The following is an 18,427-nucleotide window of genomic DNA, read 5'->3' as shown; positions in this document are numbered from 1 at the left end:
AGAGGAAACAGTAGAAGCGCTAGGTCGTTTACCCCTAGAAGGGGATAACACTGGTGAGGAGGGCTACCACCGCTACCAAAGTGTCAGCCGCAAAAAAAACTGCTACCCTTTGCCAAAAACAACCCCTAACAAAAATTTTTCCTGATCTCCTCCCCGATGAAGGGGGGAAAAATCAGGTGAGGGGAAGTTGCACAAAACGTGATTTGATAATTAACAAGAGTGATTTCAGGGAAGGATAAAATATGTCTTACGCTCAAACGAAGACTCAGAGCAAATCTGGGTATAAAGCCGGGGTTCAAGATTACAGACTAACTTATTACACACCCGATTACACACCAAAAGATACCGATCTTCTAGCTGCGTTCCGTATGACACCTCAGCCTGGTGTTCCTCCCGAAGAAGCAGGTGCGGCTGTAGCGGCTGAGTCTTCCACAGGTACTTGGACAACTGTATGGACAGACTTGCTAACCGACCTCGATCGCTACAAAGGTCGTTGCTACGATATCGAACCAGTTCCCGGTGAAGACAACCAATATATTGCCTACGTTGCCTATCCTTTGGACTTGTTTGAAGAAGGCTCTGTAACCAACGTATTGACCTCAATTGTAGGTAACGTATTTGGTTTCAAAGCTCTACGAGCACTGCGTCTAGAAGATATTCGCTTTCCAGTAGCTTACATCAAGACCTTCCAAGGACCTCCTCACGGTATCCAAGTTGAGCGCGACAAGTTAAACAAATACGGTCGTCCTTTGCTGGGTTGTACCATTAAGCCCAAATTGGGTCTTTCTGCTAAAAACTACGGACGCGCTGTATACGAGTGTTTGCGCGGTGGTTTGGACTTCACCAAAGACGACGAAAACATCAACTCCGCACCATTCCAAAGATGGCGCGATCGCTTCTTGTTCGTTTCTGAAGCTATCAGCAAAGCCCAAGCTGAAACCGGTGAAATCAAAGGTCACTACCTCAACGTCACCGCCCCCACCTGTGAAGAAATGCTGAAACGGGCTGAGTACGCTAAAGAACTCAAACAGCCCATCATCATGCACGATTACCTGACCGCAGGTTTCACCGCTAACACCACATTGGCTCGTTGGTGCCGCGATAATGGTATCCTGCTGCACATTCACCGGGCTATGCACGCTGTAATCGACCGTCAAAAGAATCACGGTATCCACTTCCGTGTATTGGCTAAAGCCCTACGTTTGTCTGGTGGTGATCACATCCACACCGGTACCGTAGTTGGTAAGTTGGAAGGTGAGCGCGGCATCACAATGGGCTTCGTTGACCTATTGCGTGAAAACTACATTGAACAAGACAAGTCTCGTGGTATTTACTTTACCCAAGACTGGGCTTCTCTACCTGGAGTATTTGCAGTTGCTTCTGGTGGTATCCACGTATGGCACATGCCCGCGCTGGTAGAAATCTTCGGTGATGACTCTGTACTACAATTCGGTGGTGGTACTCTGGGTCACCCTTGGGGTAACGCTCCTGGTGCAACCGCTAACCGCGTCGCCTTGGAAGCCGTTGTTCAAGCTCGTAACGAAGGCCGCAACTTGGCTCGTGAAGGTAACGATATCATCCGCGAAGCTGCCAAGTGGTCTCCTGAACTAGCTGTTGCTTGCGAACTGTGGAAAGAAATCAAGTTCGAGTTTGAAGCAATGGATACCGTCTGATCTGAGTTAACGGTTAAGAGTTAAGAGTTAGTAGAGACGCGATTAATCGCGTCTGTACAACAAGAGTTAGGATTTGCATTAATTCATAACTCATAACTCATAACTCATAACTCTTCAGGGCTGGGGTCAAGCATGAATCTTAAGCAAATTGCGAAGGACACAGCCAAGACTCTCCAAAGCTACCTGACTTATCAGGCTCTAAGGACAGTACTGGCACAGCTAGGCGAAACGAATCCTCCATTAGAACTTTGGTTGCATAACTTTTCGTCTGGCAAAATTCAGAATGGTGAATCATACATTGAGCAACTGTTGCGAGAAAAACCAGATTTGGCTTTGCGAATCATGACTGTCAGAGAACACATTGCGGAAGAAATCATCGAATTTTTACCGGAAATGGTTCGCACTGGCATTCAGCAAGCCAACATGGAACAGCGTCGCCAGCATTTAGAACGCATCACACGAATAGACACATCTAGCCCCAGTCTGCAACCAGAACAGCAAGCAACTTCAGATCCGAATTTGGATAATTTATCTAATTAGTTCGGTCAACCTAGTAGTCAAAAATTGCAACCCATTATCAAAAAGCTATGCAAACTTTACCAAAAGAGCGTCGTTACGAAACCCTTTCTTATCTGCCACCTCTGTCTGACGCTCAAATTGCCAAGCAGATTCAGTACATTTTGAATCAAGGTTACATTCCAGCGATCGAGTTTAACGAAACTTCTGAGCCAACAGAATTATATTGGACACTGTGGAAGCTGCCTTTGTTCGGTGCTAAATCTACTCAAGAAGTATTGAGCGAAGTTCAAGGATGCCGTTCTCAATTCAACACCAGCTATATCCGTGTTGTGGGTTTTGACAACATCAAGCAGTGCCAAATTCTCAGCTTTATTGTTCACAAACCCAACAAAGCCAACAGATACTAAAGCAAGCGTTGCTCTAAGTAATTAGTTTATCTCCATAGGAGAGGTGGAATTATCTGCCTCTCCTATTTACTAGGCTTGTTTTTAAACGCAGAGGGACGCAAAGGAAAACGCAGAGCAACGCAGAGAATAACTCGGCGTTTCTTTGGGTAAACCTCTGCTTTTTTTAAAATACAATAAATGGAATTACAGCATCTGCCGAAAGTAAGAATTTGCTTTGTTGGTGACTCTTTTGTTAATGGTACTGGCGATTCAGAATGTCTTGGTTGGACAGGGAGAGTATGTGCTAATACTAATAAAAAAGGTTATGACATTACTTACTATAATTTAGGAATTAGGCGTGATACGAGTACTGATATAGCAAAGCGTTGGTTACAGGAAGTATCACTACGATTACCCAAAGAATATGATGGCAGAGTTGTGTTTTCTTTTGGATTGAATGACACAACATTAGAAAATGGTAAAACTCGCGTGGATTTGGCAGATTCGCTCAAAAATACCCATGAAATTTTAAGTGAAGCTCAAAAGTTATATCCTGTTTTAATGATTGGACCTGCACCACACGCAGAACAAAAAGACTTTCAAAGAAGGCAGAGGAACACCGATTTAGCCCAACATTTAGCTTTAGTTTGCAAAAAACTAGATGTGCCTTATTTAGATGTTTTTACTATATTAGAAAAATCAAATATCTGGATAGATGAAGCAAGAGCTAATGATGGCGCTCATCCAAGAGCAGGAGGTTATACAGAATTTGCCCAAATTGTAGAAAATTGGGACGCTTGGTTAAATTGGTTTCCTCTCACTTAATCTAACATTCAAAGTTAGGATGGTGGTAGCAGCTTATTTTTATATGTAAAGGTAGTTATTATGCAACAAATTACTCTAGCTGAAGCATCTCAAAACTTACCCGACTTAATTGAAGCAGCACTCAGTGGTGAGGAAATTATTATAATCAAAGATAATCAACCGTTGGTGAAGTTGACTCCTGTGCCGCAATTTAAACGCCGCCGTCAACCTGGAAGTGCAAAGGGTTTAATTACAATATCTGATGACTTTGATGAACCACTGGAAGATTTTAAGGAATATATGGAATGATATTACTGTTGGATACACATACTTTTATTTGGTATGTGACTGACAATTCAAGACTTAGTAATCAAGTACTAGAGTTTATCAATGATGAGAATAATGAGATTTTGCTAAGTATCGCTAGTCTATGGGAAATAGCTATTAAGCAGAATTTAGGAAAGCTTAATTTCAATCAGCCATTTGAAATATTTATTACACAGCAACTCAGTCTGAACGATTTTAGTTTACTCGATATCAAAATTAGCCATGTTACTGTTGTTGCTACACTACCTTTACATCACCGTGATCCATTCGACCGACTTTTAATTGCACAAGTACTTGCAGAAAATATACCTATACTGAGTGCTGATAAAATTTTTGATGCATATCCAATAAGACGTGTGTGGTAGGTAGCATTGCTTTTCTACCAAAAGATAAATAAACAGTTATCACCAAAAAAACTTAACATTACTTTAAGCAGTGCTAGGCAAAGATAATTTTATGGGTTACTACATCGCTCCTCGGTTTCTGGACAAATTGGCTGTCCACATCACCAAAAACTTTCTAAAGCTTCCTGGCGTGCGAGTTCCCGTGATTTTAGGTATTCACGGACGCAAAGGGGAAGGCAAAACATTTCAATGTCAATTAGTCTTCGAGAAAATGGGTATCGAAGTGACTAACATATCTGGCGGCGAATTAGAAAGTCCAGATGCAGGAGATCCAGCGCGGTTGATTCGGCTGCGCTATCGGGAAACAGCAGAACTGATTAAAGTACGCGGCAAAATGTGTGTACTGATGATTAACGATTTAGATGCCGGTGCTGGACGCTTTGATGAAGGCACTCAATATACTGTAAATACGCAGTTGGTGAATGCCACACTGATGAATATTGCTGATAATCCCACAGATGTGCAGTTGCCTGGAAGCTATGATTCCACGCCTTTACATCGTGTACCGATTATTGTCACAGGTAATGATTTTTCCACTCTCTATGCACCGTTAATTCGGGATGGACGGATGGAGAAATTTTACTGGGAACCAGACAGAGACGACAAGGTGGGAATTGTCAAGGGGATTTTTGAATCGGATGGACTATCGCAGAAGGAAGTTGAACAGCTAGTTGATACTTTTGTCAATCAGTCCATTGACTTTTTTAGTGCTTTGCGATCGCGCATTTATGACGAACAAATCCGCAACTACATCCATCAAGTAGGTTTTGAGCAGGTATCCTTAAGTGTGGTTAACAGCGTTAAAGGCCCACCAGAATTTAAAAAGCCAGATTTCAGGCTGTCTCACTTAATTGAGTCTGGTAACTTCCTGGTTGGTGAACAAAAACGAGTGGAAAATTCCCATTTGGTTGATGATTACAATCGACTCAATCGAGGTAGAAATTCTCAATCTGCACAACCTGCTGTTGTAACACCAATTAATCAGCCGTCAAGCAATGGTGCAACTCAAGAAGTAAAAACTAATGGATTCCAGAAACAGGAAGTATCGAGTCCACATTTGAGCTTGGATACACAAGCACAAATTAGGCAATTATTGTCTCAAGGCTACATAATTAGTATTGAACACGTAGATGAGCGCCGCTTCCGCACAGGTTCTTGGCAAAGTTGTGTTCATAGCCACATTGATGCAGAGTCTGATGCAATCTCAAATTTGGAATCAACTCTGACAGAATATAGCGGTGAGTACGTGCGCTTGGTAGGTATTGATCCAAAAGCCAAGCGCCGGGTGGTGGAGACGATTATTCAACGTCCGAATGGAAAAAATTAGTCATTGGTAAAAGAAAGTGGGCGGAAAAACTAATGACTATGGACTATAGTCATTTTCAATCCGGTGAGGTACAGGTATACAAATAGAACTAATCCCCTTCCCAAAGCGGGAAGGGGGTTAGGTCTCTATTGAACTCAACCCAGAAGCGCTATATAACGCTTTTTTGACAAGATGAGGCTTGGGCGGCATCATAAGAAAAATATGCATCAAGCCATAATAAAGTAAGACTCCTTGCCAGAGCAGAAAATCATGGTTAACCTTGGGATTAAATTCGCCAGAGCATCAAATATTTGTGCAGCAATTGACTGGGGAAGGAAGATAGTTAGTCAGAATTCAGAAGTCAGAATTCAGGAGCCAGAATAGTTAAAGAATCAGGAAAACATTTGATGAATATTTTGGTATCACTCTATTTTTTTGGGAATGAGACTGGCGCTTTTTGTTGCACTATCCCAAACAATCCAGCTAATAGAATTATCTAAATCATCGGGGCTATTTGAAACTTTAAAATATAGCTTTTCTGTACCTTTTGTTTCAATAGCAAAGTCGGCATTTTGAGCATAAACGACTATAAAACCTTTGTCTCGTAAACAATACATCGCCCAGGCTTTCAATGATTGCTTGTATGGTTCGTGTGGAATTGGCGGTTTTGTGATTGTGTCTTCAATTAGTTTAAATATTTGCGTGATTTTCGCGGTCATAGTAGATACTTTTATTATTACCCTCAAGTTAACTAGCTTCTGGATCGCAACGAATTTCAATCATAAAACCATCTGGATCGTAAAAATACACACCTCTACCAGTAGGACGAGTGACTGGGCCATGTGCGATCGCTATTTTATTTTCTCTGATCACTGTCACCGCGCGATCAAATAACTGCGGATCGATGTCAAAGGCTAGATGGTATGCTCTGGTGAAGGTCTTTTCTGGGTCTGGATTTGGTGGTGTTAAATCGGGTTCTCCAAATAAATCCAGAATTGTACCATCCGGGGTGATGAAGTTGGCTACTTTTCCAGATGCTACAAGTTCCACCAGGGTTGCAGGTATCTCGTCGCCTGTGAGTTCATGCAAACCCAAGATAGTGCCATAAAAGTAGCGCGAGGCTTGCATATCCTGGACGTTGAGGGCAATGTGATGCACTTTACGCAGATTTCCTGGCGCAAGGACACTGTTCACGGATTGGGTGCTAGATAGCATAGTAGAACAAAATCTCAATACTTAGATAGAAGTTGAACTTTGTTTTAAAGTTTATTATTCCTAATAAAAATCTATCATGGCTTTTGATTATTCTTTAGACTTTAAAAATATTGATTTTCGCCAACATCCTGAACTCTATCGTGTTGGGAAGGGTGAGCAGGGTGTACTTTTGGTTGAACCATACAAATCAGAAATTCTTCCTTACTGGCGGTTCAAAACTCCTGATATTGCTAGAGAGTCAAGTGAAAAAATATACGAGATATTTCTTAATTATTTAGATAAAGATGATTTTGTCGGCGCAGATATGGCACGAAAGTTTATCCAAATGGGCTATACTCGCTCTCGCCGTTATGCTAATCATAAAAGTGGTAGGAAGTATAAACAAAATTCCGAAACTTCAGATTCTAAAAAAGAAATTCTTCCCTATGAAGTTGACCCAGTTAAAGCGGAATCAGCAGCAATATTTAAAGCCAAGTGGGTACAAGCAAAGACAAATGAGAAATATCAAAAGCTTTTAGCCAAACATAAGCAGATGTATGAGCTAGAGTAAAACACTATTAACTTTCAATTGAGCGGCTTTCGGAGAGTGTATTACGTGAATGAACCTCTGAGCTTCGTCGATGAACCTTTGAGCTTCGTGAATGAACCTCTGAGCTTCGTGAATGAATCTTGGGGACTAATTGCAGAATGTTGTCACTCACGTTGTGGCTAATTAATTTAAGAGTAACGCGATCGCATTTTCCCTTCACCAAAGCGACAAAAATCATACTGTGCAACAATAGCTGTAGCTTATACCGTTTCTTTGTGAAGCTGCATATATTTACCCCCCGGCTATGCCGTCCCCCCAAAGCATCGGGGGGACTACAGGTGACTGAGGGCGAAGGTGAAGTTTAAAGGCATGGTTTGCAGGGGTAGATTGCACAATAACCTTCACCGTATTATCAACCAATTTTTCAAGCCTTAACGGTTATCGCCGATATTCGTCGCCACAATCGCCGATTAGCTGGTACAAATCCCGTGATTGGCGAGATACTGCATTGATGCGATCGCGATCGTCTTCATCTAAACTAAAACTAAATACTTTGGCGTTATCTTCTATATGTTCAGATACACCAAGTTTTGCACCAACTATCACACCGCCCACAGTTGGCTGATCTAAAATGTAACGCACTGCTACGTTAGAAATGCTTACTCCATGCTTATTAGCAATTTCCTTCAGGATAGCCAGCAACTCTTGAAATAATCGCCAACCACCCCAAGCATCGATCATATTTTTATATTTTTTCAAACTAGCAGTAGATAAATCAAATCCTCGCGGTTCCGGTTTTCCCAAATAGTTTTCTGATAACAAACCGCCGCATAGTGTACCGTAAGTAAAAAGCTTTATGTCATGCTGTTGACAAAACTGCACCATATTAACTTCGGGACGGCGGTCAACAAGGGAAAATTGCACTTGGTTAGAAACAATTTTGATCCCTGCTTCGGTAATCAGCTTCAAGTTTTCTGTGTCAAAATTAGTTAAACCTAGATGCTTAATTTTACCCTCAGTCTGAAGTTCTGTCATATATTTGAGGGCATCCAGGTAATTTTTATCCTGATATTCCCACCAGTGAAATTGCATCAAATCTAACGATTCCACATTCATCCTTCTCAAGGAAATATCAATATTTTCCTCGACGAGTTTTTTCGTCATTTTGCCAGGACGAGGCACCCATTTTGTAAAAGCTTGTACCTGAGATAAAGCATCTTTACCACGATTGTCAATTAGTTGACAGCGAAACTCACCAATAAAGTCTTCTGCGGGGCCATAATGATCTGCTAAATCCCAAGTAGTAAAGCCTGCATCTACATATTTGAACATAGTCTCAATAGCGGCTTGGGGATTGATCCGTCCGTGTCCGCCGGAGACTTGCCACATCCCATTTAAGATCCGGCAAATGTTCAAATCAGGAGTGAATTGGAGACGGCTAGCTGCGGGTAAGTTCATTTTCAAGTTTAGGAGTGAGAAGAGATGCGATTAATCGCGTCTGTACAGGAGTGAGAAGAATGAAGAATTAGCAAATTCGTAAGCATCTTATTAGAGGATGTTTGAAAAGTATTTTTGGTAACATTTAAGCTCTCGGAAAGCTAAACCCCCGCGTCTTCTTCCCTACAAAAGAATCGGGGTTTCAAAGCCTCACGACCTTTAGGGGAGAGGAATGGAAACGGGGTTTTGAGTATACTTTACAACTTTTCAAACAACCTCTTACAACATTCTTAGGCTTTATACTTTCTTAAGAACCATTTATAACAGCAATAATCAATAACTCTTAAATCTTAACTCTTAACTCCTAATTTTGAACTCCTAACTCCTAACTTTCTAACGCCAGTCTTTTTCAGCTTGTTCGAGAACGTAAGCAGCAACATCTTGAATTTGCTGTTCAGTGAGGCGTTCTTTGTAGGCTGACATATTATTTTTACCATTGGTAACTATAGATGTAACTGCCTCTATTGAATCCATACCATACTTTTTCAATGCTTGCTTTTTGAGATTTTTACCTCGCCTAATGATGTTGCTGCCGTTAATATGACAACCAGCACAATGAACACTAAATGTTTGTTCACCGTTAACTGTGTCTGCTGCACTAGCAGGTAAAGTAAAAGTGCTTATCAATAACAAAAACATTACTAATACTAATGTAAGTAGTCTTTTCAATTAACTTCTCCTGATTTGGACATATTGGTTGCAGAGATTTGTGTCAGAACCAATACTATAAGGATTCAAAGTCAGTTGTAAATCCAGCAAAATTTGCACAATCTTCTTGAAAGGCTTCGGCATCGCTAACATCCTCAATTTTATAAGACATGATGCGCGTACCATCTGGCATTTTTTTGGAACCAATCAATTCACCTTGATATTTTTCTGTGATCGCTTTAAATTCAGTACCATAAAGCTTCCATGCATCACCCGAACAAGTAATATTTACTTGCCACATATTTTCATCTCAATTACTAGCAACAAATATTAATCATCTCACGAATCGGCAACATGCTATACATCACCTTTTCAAGGTTATTATTTTCTATCTAAAGGAAGTGCCGAGCCTTATCAGACTACGCCATAATGTAGGTATGGGAACATGTCTAGAAAATATTATCCAAAATAGTTAAACCCTAAGAGTTGAAAATGCCTAACAATATCAAACAACAAATTCAAGCAGACCTGCAACAAGCTAAAGAAACTGGACAATTAAGAACTGAGCGGATTCGGGAAATTGTGAAATCCGCAGTTTCTCAAGTAGCTTCTGAGTTTAAACAAGGTTCTAGTGAAGTTCGTAGCATTGTCAAAGATGCTGTTTCTGCTGTAATTGACAACTTCCAAGAAAAAGGTAGTGAACTCAAAGATGAAGTGACAGCTTCCATTGAAGGAGCGTTGGAAGGAATTAATAGCCAAAGACACCAAAACATTGTTAGAACTCAGACAGATATCAAGCGGCTACAGGCGCAACTTGATGGTGAAGAAGAACAACTCCAGCAAGAGGTTGATGTAATTTTGGCAGAAATTGAGGAGACGGGTAAGGAAAAACCTGCTAGTACCAAAACCGCCATTGATTCTGCTGTCAATGCTATTAAAGATAGTGACGAAGTCGGATTGTTAAAGAAACGTTACGCACAACTGCAAGCACAGCTAGCCATTGTTCGAGCTAACTTAGCTGCACGCTATGGCGGACGTAATATGGAAGTTCAGGATTATCTAGACGAGGCTAAACACTGGTACGATAAAGCTCGTCCTCAAGCAGAATCTATGGCTGTGCAGGTAGAAGAAAAGCGATCGCAGCTTGAAGATAAACTGGGTGAAGCTGGTACATCTCTAGCAAGAAAAGAGCGCCAAATCAAACAAACGTTAAGAGAGTTACTCTTAACGGCGGCTGACTTATTCAAAGATAAGGAAGCTGCTAATAAAGAGCGGGAGACTATTCATAAATAGACTAGACTGCTTTTGATAAAAACCCTGATACATATAGAATTTTAGTAGGGACACGGCATTGCCGTGTCCTTAATAACGTATTTGTATAATTATTAAAGATTCACTTTTCGTAGAGTGCATTAGCTTTTGTATAACCCACTGCTTGATAAGCTGAAAAATATTTAAATTGTATAATCGTAGAACTATCGTTATATCAGTTATCGACCTAGTGATGTACAATTTTGACCTCACTTCCATTCCTCTCTACTAAAAGGAGAGAGGAATGGAATTTTCCCCCCTTCCCGCTTCGGGAAGGGGGTTAGGGGGTTAGGTCTTATAACTTCTAATTCTGGTAAAAACTAAAATGGTGCGTTACAGCTTTAGCCATAACGCACTCTACTTAAAATTCCCTAAAATTCATCTTGCGTATTAGTAAATATTTCCTTCTCTATTCAGTTGTTCATCATGCTTGGCAATAACCCAAATTGCATGAATACTACCGGGTAGCCAACCTAGAACTGTGAGCAAGATGTTAATAAACAGAGTTGGACCAATTCCAACAGTCAGGAAAACGCCTAAAGGAGGCACTAACAAACCTAGAAGAAAACGAACTAATTTCATGATTTTGCTGTATTTTTGTGATTTTCTTTAATTACATTTTCGTGAAGATACCGAATCAGGAAATCCACCTTCGGATATTTATTTGGAGTAGAGACATAATAAAAATTGTGTTTCTACTCCAAATAATCGTTATCTAGAAGGTAATTCACCTTGGCTTTTTACATCTCCACTGCTGGTTAAAAGATTTCTTTCAACAAAGTAGTTGTTAATGAAGGTGTTAGCAAAAGTTAGAATAACTGGCCCAAGAAGGAAACCAATAAGTCCGCGAACTGCGAATCCAGGAACTAGCACTGCTGCTAACCAAAAACACAAACCGTTGACGACGAGCGAAAATGCTCCAAATGATAGAAAGTTAAGTGGTAGAGAAAGAGTAGACAAAACTGGTTTAACTGAACCGTTAATTAGACCAATTATTAAAGCAGCAATTATAGCTGCGGGAAAGTTAGCAATATTAACGCCTGGAACAACTAAATCAACAATCAACAGGCTCAAAGCTGTAGCTAGGGCGGTTAATAATGGTGTTAACATTTTTCTTACCTAATCACTAAAGATTTTTTGTAACTTCTTATCTTATATTCAACTATCTACTAAGTTTTAACCTCTCTTGCAAGATAGAATTTCCTTCTACCGTTAGGCCGATCATTGAGAAAAATATAGCGATTTCAATACTGCGTAGGTTTTGCTTAAAAAAGCACTCAGAGGTAGGTTGGGTTGAGGAATAAAACCCAACATTTTCACGGTTTTGTCGGGTTTCACTACCTTTAACCCAACCTACAAATATTCTTAACTGATTAGTATTGCAATCACTTAGATTTTTCAGACTCAGGCTGATAATAAAGCGCTGATTTATACAAGATTTGTTCTTGATGGGTTTCTAAAGTGCAATTAGATAAGGCGTAAGTTACACAAGTAACAATATAACCAGCCTGTACTTCATTTGGACGCAGAAATTTTTGCTCACTTTGATCGACTTCACCGCTAATGAGTTTGGCGACACAAGCAGAACATTCGCCTTGTTTGCACCCAGATGGTAAACGGATACCTGCTTCTTCTGCCATATCTAGAATATATTGATCGTCTGGTACTGAAATAGTGCAATCTAATCCAAGTGTAGGATTGATGAATTGAACTTGATAAATTGTCATCTGCTGTTTGTAATTATTGTTTAACTGCTTTCATCGACAAACTAATCCGCTTGAGTTTCTCGTTAATTTCTAGCACCTGTACTTTAACTACTTGTCCAACTTTGACAACTTTTTTGGGATCGTCTACAAATCTATCAGCAAGTTGGGATATATGCACCAAGCCATCTTGATGTACGCCGATATCAACGAAAGCACCGAAGTTGGCGACATTTGTGATCATTCCCTCTAGTTCCATTCCCACCTTTAAGTCGCTGATTTCCTTAATTCCTTCTTTAAAGGTGGCATACTTAAATTCTGCACGGGGATCTCTACCTGGTTTTTCTAGTTCGCTGAGGATGTCGCGCAATGTGGGTTCGCCGACGCTATCGGTAACATATTTTTTCAGGTTGGTCTTTTTTAGTTTTTCGGCAATTTGTGTTACCTGATCTAATGGCACATTTAGATCAGATGCGATCACTTCTACTACAGAATAACTCTCTGGATGCACTGCTGTATTATCCAATGGGTTATCACTGCCGCGAATTCGCAGAAAACCCGCCGCTTGTTCAAAGGCTTTTGGCCCTAGCTTCGGAACTTTCAAAAGTTGTCGGCGATTTTTAAAGGCTCCATTCTGGTTGCGATAGGCGACAATATTATTGGCAACTGTTGCCGTAATTCCAGAGACGGAAGTTAGAAGTTCTTTCGAGGCGGTGTTCAAGTCTACGCCGACGTAGTTAACGCAGCTTTCCACAGTCTCATCCAATTTCTTTTTCAGCAATTTCTGATCGACATCGTGCTGATATTGTCCCACACCAATAGATTTGGGATCGATTTTCACAAGTTCCGCTAGAGGATCTTGCAAACGGCGGCCGATGCTAATTGCACCGCGCACGGTAATATCTAAATCGGGAAACTCTTCTAGCGCCACAATACTAGCAGAATATATAGATGCACCAGATTCATTCACCATCACCTTAACTGGTTTGCGATCTATGGTTTGCAATACTTGTGTGACAAACTCTTCTGTCTCGCGGGACGCTGTACCGTTACCAATGGCGATTAACTCAATCTTGTATTTTTCAATTAAATTTTTGACAGTTTGTGTCGCTTTAGCGCGTTGTTCAGCAGCTTGGTGAGGAAAAACCGCTTGGTATTCCAAAAATTTCCCGGTTTGGTCGAGGACGGCAACTTTACACCCAGTTCTAAATCCAGGGTCTATCGCCAAGGTTGGTTTCATTCCTGCTGGTGCAGATAGCAGCAACTCTCGCAGATTAGTTTCAAATGTCTTGATTGATTCCATGTCTGCATAGACTTTCTTCTCAGAAATTACCTCTCCCATTAGAGAGACTTTTATCAAACGATTGAATGCATCCTTCAACATCGCCTGATAAAAATCCCGAATTGTCCGAACTTTGGTTTTAAGTTCTTTCGACTCAAGATAGTAAAGTACTGTATCTTCATCAAAAGCAATTTCAAAACTTAATACTTTCTCCGTTTCACCCCGACACAACGCCAGCATATTGTGAGGTGCAATATTTTTTACCCTAATTTGATAGTTACGGTACATCTCAAATTTGGTTGTACCTTCGGGATAATCATCTTTGATGCGGGAGACAAATACCCCTTCTTCAAGAAGATAATCACGGATATATGCGCGTAATTCCGCTTTTTCAGCAACTTCTTCCGCTAAAATATCAGCAGCACCTTTAAGCGCTTCTTCTGCTGTTTTTACTCCCTTGGCTTCAGAAATATACTTAGCCGCTTCTTCTTCCAGGGAAACAGTTGCAGCATTTTTTACATTTAATGACTTGATGAATTCCGCCAGTGGTTCGAGTCCTTTTTCTCTGGCAATAGTGGCACGGGTGCGTCGTTTTGGGCGATAGGGTAAGTATAAATCCTCAAGTTCGGTTTTTTGTAAGCAGGATGAGATTTTGGCTTTGAGTTCATCTGTGAGTTTACCTTGTTGGGCGATCGCACTTAAAATCACAGATTTTCGTTCTTCTAGTTCTGTTAAATAAGTATATCGATCAGCCAGTTCACGTAGTTGTACTTCATTCATCTCATCGGTGCGCTCTTTGCGGTAACGTGCAATAAAAGGAATTGTTGCACCCTCCGCCAAAAGTTCCAGCGCGTTTTGCACCTGATGAGGTTTGAGGTTTATTTCACTTGCCAGTAATTGAGGAATGTTCAGCATTGAGTGTCTAAAAGGAAAAAATGAAAATGCTACTTCTAAAGGTAATATGCTAGTACCGCAAGGCGGAAGTCAAAAGTCACGCATTCAAAAGTCAAAAGTTTTGTATATCAAGGCTTTTGCTTGTTTAAAATGGTAGCTTGATTTACGCCGCGCTGTATTAAATTCTGATCTTGGCGCAAGGCCAAAGTTTTAAGCTAATTTACCAGATGATTACTCACAAGAGTGCAATTGGCTAAATAGACAAAACCCACCTACGCAAGTTTTAAAGCCTTACAATCTGCGTGGGTAAACAAGAGTTTGGATAGCATAGCGCAGCTATACTGAGTTGGGATAGTGTCACCAGAAGAGCTTTTGCACTCCTCACCAAGCTACGTCTAGCGTCTGGTAAGCTACTATTAAAGCGAGCTTGGCTCACCCTCGACCACAGAAGAAGGAGTGATTGGCCAAGCTTTTGGACGCTGCTTCTGTCGCAAGAATTATTCCAATTTGTGTAAGATACGAGGTTGCGTAATCTTGATTTTTTATAATATTTATTTCAATGGGCTGTTGTGGCTAAAACCTCATTGGATGTAAAATTAACCACAATTCCAAAAAACAATTTCAGTTTGTTTTATAAGCACAACAACTTATAGTTCAGAAGTTAGGAAAATGGCTTTGTTTTTTTTGATACCACTGTGTACGGCTTTAGCCACTGGCTACTTCTTTAAAAAGAGTAGTGATGAACTTGCATATATTGCAGGTGTATTTGCAGCTATTAGCTTGATTTTCAGTTTAGTATTAGCACCCTGGCAGATTCAGTTTGGATTGTTAATCATTGTCTTAATTATTACCAATAGACTTTTGCAGGAAAATGAGTCAAAACAGACTCAAAGCAAAGAAAAGCAATTTAGGGAAACTAAATAATACCAACTACCACTAAGTATCAAATATAAAGTTTGATAGGAATGTGAATTAAATAACATCCACATGTGATTTTTAACCTTACCCGCCTTTGATGAAAGTCAAAGTCTCCCCTCTCCTTAGAGACTTCCAACAAATAAATTACTACTACTTGTGGAACGCTCGTGTCGCCGACCCCACAATAAATAGTTGGATATTTTTTTATTTGTCAGTCCCTTAGTAAGGAGCTACGGTGTATACACAAGTCCTAAAATCCTTTCCTGGTGAGATACAAGCCTTGTTGGGCAAGGTTTTAAGTTAAATCTAGCTGATTATCATCAGTTATTAGTGAAAAATTGTAAGTCAATTGAGAGTCACAGTTCCCCACAACTGACAAGTAGTGTGTTTCAGTCGGGGTCAAATCCCCGCACTGTTACCGTGATAACTGATAAATGTTGACTGTTTACTGATTTAATAGTGCCAGATTATTGATATAGATATAACAGAAAATCAAGGATTTTAAAAATAATTTTTTGTTCTTTTCTGTCCATTGGATTCCTGACTCGACTTGGGTATACACAGTAGTAGTAAAGAGAGAGGTTGGGGGTAAGATTTTGTACTTTATTAAATCCGCCTTCCTAAGAGAATTCAGTAATAGGAACTTACGCCTTATTTGGTGTCTAAGTTAACCTTAAAATAAGTTTTGTCTAAAATATCTGAATTTGAAGATTTTCATAAATAAAAAATGATTCAAACTATTGGTTAGCATCTATGCTTTTAATAGTAAGTGTTTGTTTATACTAAAAATTATTTAATTGCACTAGTGTTCAAGTTTCAATTCTGCTTACTAAAACTCTTAGCTTTGCACTTTTAGAGTCTGATACTAAATCGCTATTTCTGCAACTTTATTAGTCAGAAAGTGGTACATAAATGTACAAATTCTTAAAAGTAAAGATTCATCAAGAGAAAAATGTATATTTTATAAAGTTTCTGTTTAAGTATATTTTCCTAAAATGAATTTTTGATGAAGTGTGGCGATAAATTTGCAACATTGTTTTCTCATGGTATTCTAGTAAGTAATTATATGTAAAAAGAAATTTTGAGATAAAGCTCTAGTTAAAATTACATATAGTTAAAAACAATTAGACAACACTAGTACTAAGATAATGTAAAAACATCTCAAATCCACTTAACTCAACATAAGTAAGCTGCGAGTTGCTCGCCAAACGCTAGTTTACATTACCCCTTAGTGTCATCAAAAGCTCCATTTATTTTGACATGCAATAAAATTCCCCAAAAACCCGTAAGGCGCATTACTGTATAGTTATCTATAGATGGTTTTCCCTCTCATGCAGATCTTTCTTAACTATTGTGTTCCTATGTCCAAAAAGAGTACGTATACACACTATTTTTGAATACAAATTTTTATGAATCGGCTTAGTTTCCAGCCTAGGTTGCAGATATGTCTGTAAGCCTGGATAAATTCTATGGCATGTCGGAGAACTAATAAACACTTCCTGGAGAAAATTAAGAACATTTATCAATCCAGCTTGGTTTTGATATATAAGTGAACGGCTTTAGAAGTTGAGTAGTGTCCTTCAACAAGGTTTCTATAGCAGGATACAACTGATGAAAGTTAATGAGTGGATTAATAAAAAATTCCAGGAATCCATTTTTATTTGTTTAACTCCATCTGTTGAACATGCGGACCGAATCCGAGTTCAGCATAAGCGATATCTCACTGCTAAACTTTGTCCACACATTTGTGGCAAAGCACTCAATGTTCCCTATATATGCATTCACTACGATATAGATATTGCGATCGCACTCAAACTAGTCTGGAAACATAATTGGCTGATACGGAAGACATCTGCAATTCACAATTGGGCAAAGGCTAAATTGTTTGTGCCAATTGTCAAGCGATTAAACTGTTATATCTGCGAGTGTAACTCAGTAAGCAAATTTAGCATACTCTACTCCGATAATATCGGGTTTTGCCAAAATACAGTAACCGTCCTCCAAGCTGCATAGTATCTAGTTGCTAACTCTTGGACATGAGCTTATATGATCATTTTGATATCAGTCCCTTCAACATAACCTTCCTAATTTTGTTGTCTATTTACTGAAGTGGAAATTGAATTGCAAATAAGGTATGACCTAAATCTGAAACTTTTAAAACGATAAATTGTTTACTGTCCGGTTCGTACCTAATATCTCGATTGAGGCAAATGTATTATGAAATCTATCTCGCAAACTTCAAACGTTAAAATAATTCCTTATATTATATTGTTTGTCAGTATTTTATTTAGTATTTCTGGTCAATTGCTGATGAAGCATACCATGAGCCATACAAATGATGGACTATTTAATTGGGTATTTATTCAAAAATTAGTATTAGCTATTAGTGTTTATTGCTTGGGAGTAGTAAATTGGATATTAGCTCTGCGATATGTAAAACTGAGTATTGCTTATCCATTGACTAGTTTAAATTATGTAGGTATATTTTTCGGCTCATACTACTTTTTTAATGAAGAAATTACATTAACTAGAATAGCAGGAGTGATCACTATTTTTGTGGGTGTTCTTTTAGTAGTTATTCCCCTGAAAAAATCTACATCAATGTATAGCAAATCTCATCAAGAAGATTGAAAAATGAACATTATTACTTGGCTAGTCTTAATGCTTGTGGTTTTATTCGGAACAACAGCAAACCTATCACTAAAGTATGGACTTCACATTTCTACCCATACTAAGGGAGCAAGCGCATCTATCCAAAATCTGTTATTGTCTCGTTATTTTTGGATTTGGTTTGTTTGCTATACATTTATGACTATATTGTGGCTTTATGTATTGCGGACAATTCCTTTGAGCCAAGCATTTCCAGTTTTAGGATTAATGTATGCATTTGTACCAATTGCTTCTCACTATCTTCTGAAAGAGCAGGTTGTATTTAGCCAGTGGTTAGGAATTTCCATTATTATAACTGGTGTAATTCTGGTTGTAAATTAATAGCCAAAGGGGTAGACAAC

General features: G+C 39.3%; 22 protein-coding genes. 13 read left to right on the top strand and 9 right to left on the bottom strand.

The window, feature by feature from the left end; genetic code table 11:
- The first annotated feature begins 242 nt into the window (after positions 1 to 242).
- The 7 genes from ACFE90_RS04525 (at position 243) to ACFE90_RS04495 (ending at position 5,440) form a co-directional block, all read left to right on the top strand.
- Positions 243 to 1,673: a form I ribulose bisphosphate carboxylase large subunit gene (locus tag ACFE90_RS04525; protein ID WP_375498131.1), complete on the top strand. Its 1,431-nt coding sequence runs from the start codon at positions 243 to 245 to the stop codon at positions 1,671 to 1,673.
- A 132-nt stretch (positions 1,674 to 1,805) separates the two neighbouring features.
- A complete protein-coding gene (locus tag ACFE90_RS04520; protein ID WP_229460141.1) occupies positions 1,806 to 2,213 on the top strand; it encodes a chaperonin family protein RbcX in 408 nt (135 codons plus the stop codon).
- 47 nt (positions 2,214 to 2,260) lie between these two features.
- Positions 2,261 to 2,599 (top strand): ribulose bisphosphate carboxylase small subunit, encoded by a 339-nt coding sequence (locus ACFE90_RS04515; RefSeq protein WP_334824616.1) that lies wholly within the window; start codon positions 2,261 to 2,263, stop codon positions 2,597 to 2,599.
- A gap of 177 nt (positions 2,600 to 2,776) precedes the next feature.
- A complete protein-coding gene (locus tag ACFE90_RS04510) occupies positions 2,777 to 3,403 on the top strand; it encodes a GDSL-type esterase/lipase family protein (protein ID WP_375498129.1) in 627 nt (208 codons plus the stop codon).
- Positions 3,404 to 3,463: 60 nt separating this feature from the next.
- Positions 3,464 to 3,691, top strand: a complete 228-nt coding sequence (locus ACFE90_RS04505; RefSeq protein WP_375498127.1) for a type II toxin-antitoxin system Phd/YefM family antitoxin — start codon at positions 3,464 to 3,466, stop codon at positions 3,689 to 3,691.
- Complete coding sequence (locus ACFE90_RS04500) at positions 3,688 to 4,074, top strand: type II toxin-antitoxin system VapC family toxin (protein ID WP_375498125.1); 387 nt, start codon at positions 3,688 to 3,690, stop codon at positions 4,072 to 4,074. The genes ACFE90_RS04505 and ACFE90_RS04500 overlap by 4 nt, the downstream gene beginning before the upstream one ends.
- Positions 4,075 to 4,165: 91 nt before the next feature.
- Positions 4,166 to 5,440, top strand: a complete 1,275-nt coding sequence (locus ACFE90_RS04495; protein ID WP_375498123.1) for a ribulose bisphosphate carboxylase small subunit — start codon at positions 4,166 to 4,168, stop codon at positions 5,438 to 5,440.
- Between the two features lie 401 nt (positions 5,441 to 5,841).
- Here the strand turns inward: ACFE90_RS04495 and ACFE90_RS04490 are convergent, their stop codons facing one another.
- Entirely contained in the window at positions 5,842 to 6,138 is a 297-nt protein-coding gene (locus tag ACFE90_RS04490) for a hypothetical protein (RefSeq protein WP_375498121.1), read from the bottom strand.
- A gap of 28 nt (positions 6,139 to 6,166) precedes the next feature.
- Positions 6,167 to 6,634 carry a VOC family protein gene (locus ACFE90_RS04485; protein WP_375498119.1) on the bottom strand — a complete coding sequence of 156 codons (468 nt, stop codon included), beginning with the start codon at positions 6,632 to 6,634 and terminating at the stop codon, positions 6,167 to 6,169.
- A 76-nt stretch (positions 6,635 to 6,710) separates the two neighbouring features.
- Here ACFE90_RS04485 and ACFE90_RS04480 point away from each other — a divergent pair, with 76 nt between their 5' ends.
- Complete coding sequence (locus ACFE90_RS04480; RefSeq protein WP_375498117.1) at positions 6,711 to 7,184, top strand: DUF4385 domain-containing protein; 474 nt, start codon at positions 6,711 to 6,713, stop codon at positions 7,182 to 7,184.
- 417 nt (positions 7,185 to 7,601) lie between these two features.
- On the opposite strand, the gene ACFE90_RS04475 is transcribed toward ACFE90_RS04480, so the two are convergent.
- The 3 genes from ACFE90_RS04475 to ACFE90_RS04465 all read right to left on the bottom strand — a co-directional run bounded on the left by ACFE90_RS04475 (position 7,602) and on the right by ACFE90_RS04465 (position 9,609).
- Positions 7,602 to 8,621, bottom strand: a complete 1,020-nt coding sequence (locus tag ACFE90_RS04475) for an aldo/keto reductase (RefSeq protein WP_375498115.1) — start codon at positions 8,619 to 8,621, stop codon at positions 7,602 to 7,604.
- A 372-nt stretch (positions 8,622 to 8,993) separates the two neighbouring features.
- A complete protein-coding gene (petJ, locus tag ACFE90_RS04470) occupies positions 8,994 to 9,329 on the bottom strand; it encodes a cytochrome c6 PetJ (protein WP_375498113.1) in 336 nt (111 codons plus the stop codon).
- 55 nt (positions 9,330 to 9,384) lie between these two features.
- Complete coding sequence (locus ACFE90_RS04465) at positions 9,385 to 9,609, bottom strand: hypothetical protein (RefSeq protein WP_375498111.1); 225 nt, start codon at positions 9,607 to 9,609, stop codon at positions 9,385 to 9,387.
- A 191-nt stretch (positions 9,610 to 9,800) separates the two neighbouring features.
- On the opposite strand from ACFE90_RS04465, the gene ACFE90_RS04460 reads away from it, so the two are divergent.
- Positions 9,801 to 10,601: a histidine kinase gene (locus tag ACFE90_RS04460; RefSeq protein ID WP_375498109.1), complete on the top strand. Its 801-nt coding sequence runs from the start codon at positions 9,801 to 9,803 to the stop codon at positions 10,599 to 10,601.
- A 408-nt stretch (positions 10,602 to 11,009) separates the two neighbouring features.
- On the opposite strand, the gene ACFE90_RS04455 is transcribed toward ACFE90_RS04460, so the two are convergent.
- The 4 genes from ACFE90_RS04455 to ACFE90_RS04440 all read right to left on the bottom strand — a co-directional run bounded on the left by ACFE90_RS04455 (position 11,010) and on the right by ACFE90_RS04440 (position 14,519).
- A complete protein-coding gene (locus ACFE90_RS04455) occupies positions 11,010 to 11,201 on the bottom strand; it encodes a YqaE/Pmp3 family membrane protein (protein WP_100898558.1) in 192 nt (63 codons plus the stop codon).
- A 129-nt stretch (positions 11,202 to 11,330) separates the two neighbouring features.
- A complete protein-coding gene (locus ACFE90_RS04450; protein WP_375498107.1) occupies positions 11,331 to 11,729 on the bottom strand; it encodes a phage holin family protein in 399 nt (132 codons plus the stop codon).
- 275 nt (positions 11,730 to 12,004) lie between these two features.
- The gene (locus ACFE90_RS04445; RefSeq protein ID WP_375498105.1) at positions 12,005 to 12,346 is read right to left on the bottom strand and encodes a 2Fe-2S iron-sulfur cluster-binding protein; all 342 of its coding nucleotides are present in this window, start codon (positions 12,344 to 12,346) and stop codon (positions 12,005 to 12,007) included.
- 13 nt (positions 12,347 to 12,359) lie between these two features.
- Positions 12,360 to 14,519 (bottom strand): Tex family protein, encoded by a 2,160-nt coding sequence (locus tag ACFE90_RS04440; protein ID WP_375498103.1) that lies wholly within the window; start codon positions 14,517 to 14,519, stop codon positions 12,360 to 12,362.
- A 648-nt stretch (positions 14,520 to 15,167) separates the two neighbouring features.
- Here ACFE90_RS04440 and ACFE90_RS04435 point away from each other — a divergent pair.
- From ACFE90_RS04435 to ACFE90_RS04420, 4 genes are all read left to right on the top strand, one after another.
- Positions 15,168 to 15,422 carry a hypothetical protein gene (locus ACFE90_RS04435; protein WP_375498101.1) on the top strand — a complete coding sequence of 85 codons (255 nt, stop codon included), beginning with the start codon at positions 15,168 to 15,170 and terminating at the stop codon, positions 15,420 to 15,422.
- Positions 15,423 to 17,027: 1,605 nt separating this feature from the next.
- Positions 17,028 to 17,429 (top strand): hypothetical protein, encoded by a 402-nt coding sequence (locus ACFE90_RS04430; protein WP_375498099.1) that lies wholly within the window; start codon positions 17,028 to 17,030, stop codon positions 17,427 to 17,429.
- Positions 17,430 to 17,633: 204 nt separating this feature from the next.
- Positions 17,634 to 18,047 (top strand): EamA family transporter, encoded by a 414-nt coding sequence (locus tag ACFE90_RS04425; RefSeq protein WP_375498097.1) that lies wholly within the window; start codon positions 17,634 to 17,636, stop codon positions 18,045 to 18,047.
- A gap of 3 nt (positions 18,048 to 18,050) precedes the next feature.
- Positions 18,051 to 18,407 (top strand): EamA family transporter, encoded by a 357-nt coding sequence (locus ACFE90_RS04420; RefSeq protein WP_375498095.1) that lies wholly within the window; start codon positions 18,051 to 18,053, stop codon positions 18,405 to 18,407.
- Positions 18,408 to 18,427 lie beyond the last annotated feature (20 nt).

The organism is uncultured Nostoc sp. (assembly GCF_964245445.1).
Taxonomy (GTDB): Bacteria; Cyanobacteriota; Cyanobacteriia; order Cyanobacteriales; family Nostocaceae; genus Nostoc.
This window is presented reverse-complemented; position numbering and strand designations above follow the sequence as displayed.